Consider the following 9220-nt stretch of genomic DNA (forward strand, 5'->3'; position numbering starts at 1 on the left):
CCACATTGAGAATCCAGCACTCAGGAACAGCTTCCCGCTTGACTTCCAATACGGTTGCTTTTCTTTGCGGCAGGCAAAGAAAAGTAGGTGCCTGCCCCGCACAGGGGCGACGCTAATAGACCAATAAGAAATCAAGGAAAGGCCAACGCCGTAGGCAAACAGACACTAAGCGCCGCGCAAACAAACAAATCAAGGAAAGGCCAACGCCGTAGGCAAACAGACACTAAGCGCCGCGCAGGCAAAAAAAAACTTCAAATCTTCAGCGACGAAGCCGCCACCTCCTCCCTCGATTGCACCTGCAAAACCGCATCCCTTTTATCCAGCAAATGCTGCCGCAAAATCGCACTCAACCTCTTCCCATCCCGCGCCTCGAGCGCCTTCAACATCTCATCATGATCATGAATCGCACTATCCCACTTCGGGACCTGAAAATTCGACCGAAACCTCAACGCCTGCAGGCGTCGATTAACCGCCATATAAGTCTGCCGCAGTGCTGAATTCCTCGCCGCTTCATTGATCTTGTCGTGAATCGCCTGGTTGCGGCTGTAATACCCCGCCAGATCGTTCTGCGTCCGGCACGCCAGCATCGCATAATGCAATGCCTTGATCTCGGCAAGCTCGGCCGCTGTCATCCGCTCCGCCGCCAGTTCGCCAGAGAACGCTTCAAGACCACTCATCAATTCGAAAGTCTCGCGCAACTCCGCTTCCGACATCTTCCACACCGACGCGCCTCGATTCGGCGAAATCTCGATCAGCCCTTCCGCAGCCAGCACCTTTAACGCCTCCCGCAACGGCGTGCGCGAAATCCCCAGCGTCTCGCACAACTCGCGCTCGTTCAGCTTCTTGCCCGGCTCGAGCACCCCCTCGACGATAAAGCGGCGAATGTGCTCCACCACCGTGTCGTGCAAGCGCTGACGCTCCACCTTCGGCATCAGTGGGGAAGCGGTCACACCGGTGTCGAAATCCGAATTTTGCATACAAAAGCCCTCAACCTCATGTAACCGGAATTTTATCGGAAGCATACAGATTAGTTAACAGTCCGGGTAAACACCGGTGCCCACAGGCAAATTTCGCCTTGGGATCGTCACCGATCCTCTGATATAGTTTTTTGCATGCAAAATTCAATCGGAGAAACCCAATGCTCAAGCTAGACTTTCATCCCGCTGGTCGTCACTTCCTGCAGATCCCGGGTCCGAGCCCGGTGCCCGATCGCATTCTCCGTGCGATGAGCTACCCGACCATCGATCACCGTGGCCCCGAGTTCGGTGAACTCGGTCTGAAGGTGCTCGAAGGCATCAAGAAGATCTTCAAGACGCAGCAGCCGGTGGTGATCTATCCGGCTTCCGGCACCGGTGCGTGGGAAGCGGCGTTGTCGAACACGCTGAGCCCCGGCGACACCGTGCTGATGTTCGAGACCGGCCACTTCGCGACGCTGTGGAAAAAGATGGCGGAAAGCCTCGGGTTGAAGCCTGAGTTCCTCGGCTTGCCCGGCATCGAAGGCTGGCGGCGTGGGGTTCAGCCGCAAATGATCGAGGAGCGCCTGCGCGCCGACACGCAGCACGCGATCAAGGCGGTGTGCGTCGTCCATAACGAAACCTCGACGGGCGTCACGTCGGATATTGCCGCCGTGCGCCGCGCGATCGACGCCGCGGGTCATCCGGCGCTGCTGCTGGTCGACACGATCTCGGGCCTCGCCTGCGCCGATTATCGCCACGACGAATGGGGCGTGGACGTCACCGTGTCGGGCTCGCAAAAAGGGTTGATGCTGCCGCCGGGCATCAGCTTCAACGCCATCTCGCCGAAGGCGTTCGCCGCCAGCAAAGAGGCCAAGCTGCCGCGCAGTTTCTGGGACTGGGCCGACATTGTCGAAATGAACAAGAGCGGCTACTGGCCGTACACGCCGAACACGAACCTGCTGTACGGGCTCAACGAGGCGCTGGACATGATTCTCGGCGAAGGGCTCGACAACGTGTTCGCCCGTCACGCGCGTCTCGCCGAAGCCACTCGCCGTGCGGTGCGTGCATGGGGCCTGGAGATCCAGTGCGCGGATCCCGCTGTGTATAGCCCGGTGCTGACGGGCGTGATGATGCCCGAGGGCATCGATGCCGACGCGGTGCGCAAGCTCATCTACGAACGTTTCGATATGTCGCTCGGCACAGGCCTCGGCAAGATGAAAGGCCGCATGTTCCGCATCGGCCATCTGGGCGACTGCAACGACCTGATGTTGCTGGCAACTCTTGCCGGTTGCGAAATGGGTCTGCGCCTCGCGGGTGTAGCGCTCAAGGAAAGCGGCTTGCCTGCCGCTATGGAATGGTTGAGCGAGCCGACGCAGGCCGCGGGACTCAAAGCAGCGGCTTAAGCACTCGGGCGCGTGGTGCGTCGGCGCAACTGCAATTGCAACTGCACCTGCAATTGCCGGCGCCAAGACGCACTTCGATGCGGTCGCCGAACGGAACCACGCGCATCGATGCGTCAGCGCATCCGCACAACAAGTGACCAGCAACCAGCAACAGACAACAAAAGCAACAGCTCATCCCGCAAGCCAAAAAAAGACGGGAAGCACTTCCCTCACGGAGCCGCGCGTAGAACGCGGCCCATGAACACCATGCAATGGCCCAGCAGCGTGCGTCGCTGACGGGCGACGCCGCACGCCACGCCAGGCGCGCCGTCGATAGACTGCAACGGAGACAGACGATGAAGCGGTTTCGTATAAGCAGTGCGACCAGTATCGTTCTAGTGATGCTAAGCATCATGTACTTCATCACTTACCTGGACCGCGTCAACGTCAGTACCGCGGCCGCTGGATTCGGCAAGGAGTTCGGACTCTCGCATACTGAAGTGGGTCTGGTGTTTTCGGCCTTCGCCTATCCGTATCTGATTTTTCAGATCATCGGTGGCTGGGTCAGTGATCGCTTCGGTGCGAAACGCACGCTGATTTTCTGCGGCGCCATCTGGGGTGTCGCGACGTTGCTGACCGGCCTGGCCGGCGGCCTGGCGTCGTTGCTGGCCGCGCGCGTGCTGCTCGGTTTCGGCGAAGGCGCCACGTTTCCCGCGGCCACTTCCGCGATGGCGCGCTGGGTCGCGAAAGAAAAACGGGGTTTCGCGCAGGGCATCACGCATGCGGCATCGCGTATCGGCAATGCGGTGGCGCCGGCCTTGATCGTGCTGGTGATGGCGACCTGGGGCTGGCGCGAATCGTTCTACATCTGCGGCGTGTTCAGCCTGCTGTGGGTGGCGGTGTGGTCGTTCACGTTCACCGAACATCCGAAAGATCATCCGCGTATCACGAGCGAAGAACTCGACGTTCTGCCCGCGCCGAAGCCGAAAGTGGCCGCCATGCCGTGGGGCAAACTGTTTCGCCGCATGTGGCCGGTCACGATCGTGTACTTCTGCTACGGCTGGACGTTGTGGCTGTTTCTCAGCTGGATCCCGCAGTACTTCCTGCACAGCTATCACCTGCAACTGCAAAAGTCGGCGATCTTCGCGTCGGTCGTGTTCTTTGCCGGCGTACTTGGCGACACGCTCGGCGGCATTGTGACCGACTGGATCTTCACGCGCACCCGCAGCCTGAAGCGTGCCCGTAGCTGGATGGTGTCGGTGTGCATGCTGTTCTGTCTGCTCTCGCTCATTCCGTTGATGTTCACGCACAGCCTGTATCTGTCGATGGCGTGTCTCGCGTCGGGTTTCTTCTTCGCCGAAATGACGATCGGTCCGATGTGGGCGATCCCGATGGACATCGCGCCGGAATACTCGGGCACCGCGAGCGGCATGATGAACACCGGCTCGGCATTGGCCGCGATCATCTCGCCGGTGGCCGGCGGGTTCCTGATCGACTACTTCGGTAGCTGGGAGTTGCCGTTCGCCGGCAGCATGCTGTTGATGGCGATCGGCGTGGTGCTCGCGTTGCGCATGCAGCCGGAAAGCAAGTTCGAGCTCAATGCGGCCGACAAAGCGCACGTTACGACGGGTGCGGGCGCATAAATGCAATGCGTTATCCCCTCACTACGCTTTTAAAGAAATGACGACACTATTGAGTCAACGTCTCATCGATGCACGCCGCCAGCACCTGACGCTCGATGCATTGCCGCCGGAGCAAACGCCCGCCGACGCCGCCGCGGCCTACACGATCCAGCACGACATCCTGCGCGTACTGGAGGCGCCGATCGGCGGCTGGAAGATCGGCGCGAAGTCGGATAGCGGGCCGATCCAGGGCGCGCCGTTGCCCGCAGGCGATTTACATGCGGACGGCGCACGGCTACCGCGCGAAGCCTTTACGCCATTGGGGCTCGAACTGGAGATCGCATTCCGCTTTGGCCGCCGCTTCGAGCCGTCCGCCACACCTTATAGCGAAGCCGAAGTGCGCGCGGGCATTGGTTCGATCGGCGCGGCCATCGAGATCGTGGCGAGCCGTTACGCCGGGTGGCCCAACGTCGACAAGCTCGCTCAACTCGCGGATTTGCAGAATCACGGCGCACTGATCGTTGGCGAATTTACGCCGTATCACGAGGATTTTCCTTGTGTGGCTCCGCAACTGCGTTTCTTCTTCGAGGGAGAGGACGCGGTCAAGGCGACGCCCGCCAATCCGGCCGGCGATCCGCGACGCCTGCTGACATGGCTCGTCAATCACGCCACTTCGCGCGGTATCGTGGTTACGCCGGAGATGGTCGTCACCACCGGTTCGTACACCGGGATGTTTTTTCCGCAGAGCGCGGGCACGGCATGCGGGCACATTGAAGGGCTCGCGCCGCTCAGCCTGACGCTGTACTAGCCCGCTTTCCTATAGGCCGACGATATGACGAACCCCACTTCCGCTTTACTCGTCAAGCCGATCCATCTGGTGCCGTCGGCCGCACGCCTGACAACGCCGCTCGCCCAGCATCTGCGCAAATCGTTGCGTGGCGACGTGTTGTTCGATGCCGCGAGCCGCGGCCGTTACGCGACCGATGCGTCGATCTATCAGATCACGCCGATCGGCGTGGTGGTGCCGCGCGATCAGGACGATCTGCGCATTGCACTGGAGATCGCACGCAGCGAGAAAGTACCCTTGCTCGCGCGTGGCGCGGGCACGAGCCAATGCGGTCAGACGGTCGGTGAAGCGCTGGTGCTCGACACCAGCAAATGGCTGAACAACATCGTCGCGTTCGATGCCGACGCGCGCACGGTGACGGTCGAACCTGGCGTCGTGCTGGACCATCTGAACGCATGGTTGAAGCCTCACGGTTTGTGGTTTCCGGTCGATGTGTCGACGGCCGCGCAATGCACGATAGGCGGCATGGCCGGCAACAACTCGTGCGGCTCGCGCTCGATCGAATACGGCAACATGGTGCACAACGTCGAAGCCATCGACGCGATCCTCGCCGATGGCAGCGAAGCACGTTTCGCCTCATTGCGCGAGGCGCCGCAAGGCGCGCGCTTGCAGCGGATATTCGAAGGCGTGAAGCGGATCGCCGAGCGGGAGCGCGATGAAATCGTCGAGCGCATACCGAAGGTGCTACGCCGCGTGGCGGGCTACAACATCGATGTGTTCGATTGTCAGAACCCGCGCGCCTATACCGACGACGGCATCGCGAACCTCGCGCATCTGCTGGTCGGCTCCGAAGGCACGCTCGCGTTCAGCCGGCAACTGACGCTTAAGCTCGCGCCGCTGCCCGCGCATAAAACGCTGGGCGTGGTGAATTTCCCAACCTTCTGGCAGTCGATGGATTTCGCGCAACACATCGTCAAGCTGAAACCGGTGGCCGTTGAACTGGTCGATCGCACGATGATCGATCTGGCGAGAAGCAATCCCGCCTTCCGTCCGGTGATCGAGAAGGCGCTGGTCGGCGAGCCGCAAGCGATCCTGCTGGTGGAGTTCGCGGGCGAGAACCGCGACGAGCAGCTTGCGTCGCTCAAGCAACTCACCGAACTGATGGCGGATTTGGGCTTGCCGGATTCGGTCGTCGAGATGCCTGCGGCGAATGAGCAGAAAGCGTTGTGGGAAGTCCGCAAAGCTGGCTTGAACATCATGATGAGCATGAAGGGCGACGGCAAGCCCGTCTCCTTCATCGAAGATTGCGCGGTGCCGCTCGAGCATCTGGCGGAATACACGAGCCGTTTGACCGAAGTTTTCCACCGCAACGGCACGGAAGGCACCTGGTATGCGCACGCAAGTGTCGGCACACTGCACGTGCGGCCGATTCTCGATATGCGGCGCGACGGCGCGGTGAAGATGCGCGCGATCGCCGAGGAAGCCGCTGCCTTGGTCCGTGAATACAAAGGCGCCTATTCGGGCGAACATGGCGACGGTTTGTGCCGCGGCGAATGGGTCGCGTGGCAATATGGGCCGCGTCTGAACCAGGCGTTCAGCGAGATCAAGGCGCTGTTCGACCCGGATAATCGCTTCAATCCCGACAAGATCGTGCGTCCGCCGAAGATGGACGACGCGCGCAATTTCCGCTTTGCGCCGGGCTACGCGGCGCATCGGATCGAGACCGCACTCGACTGGTCCGCGTGGAATGTCGAACGCGATCCGTTGACGGGGCAGGAGACGCTGCCGGGCAGCGGCAGCGATCTCGCAGGCGGTCTCGCGAAGGCCGTCGAGATGTGCAACAACAACGGCCATTGCCGCAAGTTCGACGCGGGCACCATGTGTCCGAGTTATCGCGTCACCAAGGACGAACAACATGTGACGCGGGGACGCGCGAACACATTGCGCCTGGCGATTTCCGGCCAGCTCGGCGAAGCAGGACTCGCCAGCGACGAGGTCAAGGACACGCTCGACCTGTGCGTCTCATGCAAGGGCTGCAAGCGCGATTGCCCGACGGGCGTCGACATGGCGAAGTTCAAGATCGAGGCGCGGGCGGCGCGCGTCAAAAGCCACGGCCTGCGGTTACGCGACAAACTGGTGGCGTTCATGCCGCGCTATGCGGCGACGGCGAGTCGCATGCCGGGCCTGATGGCGTTGGCCGACAACGTGCCGGTGTTATCGGCGTGGTTCAAGCGAACGATTGGGTTCGCGCCAGAGCGAACGCTGCCGCGTTTTCGAAAGTCGTTTTTATCTGCTGCTGTGGCGACTCAACAGCCTCAAGGCAGCACGCTGAAAGAAGTGCTGCTGTTCGTCGACACATTCAACAACAACATGGAGCCGGAAAACGCGCGCGCCGCGCAGCAGGTGTTGGAAGCCGCCGGGTACACGGTGCATTTCAATACGCGCCAAGGCGAGCGGCCAGTGTGCTGTGGCCGTACTTTCCTCGCGGCCGGTTTGGTCGATGAAGCGAAGCAGGAAGCCCGGCGCATGCTCGATCTGTTCAAACCGTTCGTGGAGCGTGGTGTACCGATCGTCGGTTTGGAGCCGTCGTGCTTGCTGTCGTTGCGAGATGAGTTTCTGCACTACGGTTTTGGTGAAGAGGCGCAGCGTCTGTCGAAGCAGGCGTTTCTATTTGAAGAGTTTCTGGTGCGCGAGGAAAAGGCCGGACATTTGCAGCTTGCATTGAAACCGCTGGCCAGGCAGCGGGCGCTGGTACACGGCCACTGCCATCAAAAGGCCTTCGACGCTTTCACGCCCGTGCAAACCGTGTTGAACTGGATTCCTGAGCTCAAGGTGTCGACGGTGGAGTCGTCATGCTGTGGGATGGCGGGGAGTTTCGGCTATGAAGCCGAGCATTACGCCACATCGCAGGCCATGGCGGAACTCTCACTGCTGCCCGCGGTGCGCAAGATCGATGCAAACACGCTGATGGTTGCGGACGGCACGAGTTGCCGGCATCAGATTCATGATGGCGCGGGCGTTGACGCGATCCACGTGGCGCGCGTGTTGGCGATGGCTTTGCGGTGAGCGTGTCAGTGGCTATAGCGCGCTGACCACCTGCCGATACGCAGCGGGCGCCACGCCGACGCTTTCACGAAAACGATGGCTGAAATGGCTGGCGTTCGCGTAGCCGCATTGTTCGGCGACTTGCGCGAGCGGCGGTCTCGTGGTGCGCAGCAGCGTGCGGGCGCGTTCGAGCCGCTGCTGTGCGATCCACGCGGCGGGCGGCAGTCCGAACGAAGCGCGAAACATACGCGCTGAATGAAATTCGGACAACGCCGCTACACCGGCGAGGTCGCCCAGTGTGAGCGTTTGCGTGAGATGGTTCTCGATGTAGTCACGCAAGCGGCGCCGCGTCGCGATCGACAAACCGCCCTTGAGCGACGTATCCGTGCGCCGCACGCCTTTTGCACGCAGCAGCAGACTCAACACCTGATGTGCGGTTTCATTGGTTCGCAACCGGCCATCGGGGTCCTGCCAGTCTTCATTGGCGAGTGACTGACACAGGCTCGCGATTGAGCGTCTTCGAAATAGGTGCAATCGGCGAGGGTCAGTTCGCGCGGCTCGCGATCGAGTTCTGCACGGCGCGCTGCGTGAAGTGTTCCGGCAGGAAGTAAAGGTGCATGAAATGCATGTGGCCGCGCACCGGCCGGCAATCTGCTGTCGAGCCGGATGCAATCGATGGGCTTGCACCCGTTCGCCACCAATAGCTGGGCGATGCTGATCGGCGCCAGCATCCTGACGGTGGGCAGCGCGCTGGCCGGTTTTTCCTTCGCTATCGAGCCTGACGCGCGTTATCTCGGCGCACTCGCTTATCTAGCCGTGTTCGGCTCGGTGATCGGCTTTACCGCGTACCTGATGCTGGTTGGGCGCATCGGACCGGAGCGGGCCGCCTATTCGACGGTGCTATTTCCGATCGTGGCGCTGGCGGCGTCGACAATCTTTCAGGGTTATCGCTGGTCCGGATTGGCGGTGGTCGGACTTCTGCTCGTGGTGGCGGGGAATCTGGTGGCATTCGACCTCACGCGGCGATTCTTTGCGCGTCGGGTGAGGGCATCCTGAGGGGCGCGCCGCGCGCACGGGGCAAGGCGTACGCGATCAGATTTTTCGGAATTATCGGATTTAAAAAACATTTCAGCTTCCTTAAAAGTGCCTATGCCTATCTTGGCTAGTCAAACAATTTAAGGAGCGAAATGAAGGATCAGAATTTACCAGGCGGCTCCGCGGGCATCCTGGCCCGCCTGCTCGCCGCGATTGCGTTGCTACTCGTCGTCTTCGCTGCAAATGCCAGTAGCGGCGATGACATGTGCTTCTCGCTTTACGCAAAGTCAGGCGCTGCGCGCAGTACGAAGGCCTGCCGCCTCGACGTCGTCGGCAATACTCCCGGGGGAATGGGCAACTATGCCTGCATCAATAACCTTGAACTGATTGACC

General features: G+C 61.1%; 6 protein-coding genes and 2 pseudogenes. 6 read left to right on the forward strand and 2 right to left on the reverse strand.

Annotated features, from left to right (window positions below; all coding sequences use genetic code 11):
• Window positions 1–251: 251 nt before the first annotated feature.
• Window positions 252–977 (reverse strand): GntR family transcriptional regulator, encoded by a 726-nt coding sequence (locus tag QOC89_RS29635; protein WP_323048295.1) that lies wholly within the window; start codon window positions 975–977, stop codon window positions 252–254.
• Window positions 978–1138: 161 nt separating this feature from the next.
• Between QOC89_RS29635 and QOC89_RS29640 the strand changes: the two genes are divergently transcribed.
• The 4 genes from QOC89_RS29640 (at window position 1139) to QOC89_RS29655 (ending at window position 7813) form a co-directional block, all read left to right on the forward strand.
• Window positions 1139–2359 (forward strand): pyridoxal-phosphate-dependent aminotransferase family protein, encoded by a 1221-nt coding sequence (locus QOC89_RS29640; protein ID WP_323048296.1) that lies wholly within the window; start codon window positions 1139–1141, stop codon window positions 2357–2359.
• A 335-nt stretch (window positions 2360–2694) separates the two neighbouring features.
• Window positions 2695–3981, forward strand: a complete 1287-nt coding sequence (locus QOC89_RS29645; protein WP_323048297.1) for an MFS transporter — start codon at window positions 2695–2697, stop codon at window positions 3979–3981.
• Window positions 3982–4018: 37 nt separating this feature from the next.
• Window positions 4019–4768 carry a 2-keto-4-pentenoate hydratase gene (locus QOC89_RS29650; protein ID WP_323048298.1) on the forward strand — a complete coding sequence of 250 codons (750 nt, stop codon included), beginning with the start codon at window positions 4019–4021 and terminating at the stop codon, window positions 4766–4768.
• A gap of 24 nt (window positions 4769–4792) precedes the next feature.
• Window positions 4793–7813: an FAD-binding and (Fe-S)-binding domain-containing protein gene (locus QOC89_RS29655; RefSeq protein WP_323048299.1), complete on the forward strand. Its 3021-nt coding sequence runs from the start codon at window positions 4793–4795 to the stop codon at window positions 7811–7813.
• A gap of 12 nt (window positions 7814–7825) precedes the next feature.
• Here the strand turns inward: QOC89_RS29655 and QOC89_RS29660 are convergent.
• Window positions 7826–8432 (reverse strand): annotated as a pseudogene (locus QOC89_RS29660) (helix-turn-helix domain-containing protein); the annotation flags it as partial.
• A 2-nt stretch (window positions 8433–8434) separates the two neighbouring features.
• Here QOC89_RS29660 and QOC89_RS29665 point away from each other — a divergent pair.
• Both QOC89_RS29665 and QOC89_RS29670 read left to right on the forward strand, forming a co-directional pair.
• Window positions 8435–8848: pseudogene (locus QOC89_RS29665) on the forward strand (EamA family transporter); the annotation flags it as partial.
• A 131-nt stretch (window positions 8849–8979) separates the two neighbouring features.
• Window positions 8980–9220 (forward strand): hypothetical protein (locus QOC89_RS29670; RefSeq protein ID WP_323048300.1); only part of this gene is annotated, 241 nt, incomplete at its 3' end.

Source organism: Paraburkholderia sp., from assembly GCF_034668105.1.
Taxonomy (GTDB): Bacteria; Pseudomonadota; Gammaproteobacteria; order Burkholderiales; family Burkholderiaceae; genus Paraburkholderia.

Excerpts from the sequence above, each read along its gene's own strand:
- QOC89_RS29655 (WP_323048299.1), top strand. The coding sequence starts at position 4,793 with ATGACGAACCCCACTTCCGCTTTACTCGTCAAGCCGATCCATCTGGTG.
- QOC89_RS29650 (WP_323048298.1), top strand. The coding sequence starts at position 4,019 with ATGACGACACTATTGAGTCAACGTCTCATCGATGCACGCCGCCAGCAC.
- QOC89_RS29640 (WP_323048296.1), top strand. The coding sequence starts at position 1,139 with ATGCTCAAGCTAGACTTTCATCCCGCTGGTCGTCACTTCCTGCAGATC.
- QOC89_RS29635 (WP_323048295.1), bottom strand. The coding sequence starts at position 977 with ATGCAAAATTCGGATTTCGACACCGGTGTGACCGCTTCCCCACTGATG.
- QOC89_RS29645 (WP_323048297.1), top strand. The coding sequence starts at position 2,695 with ATGAAGCGGTTTCGTATAAGCAGTGCGACCAGTATCGTTCTAGTGATG.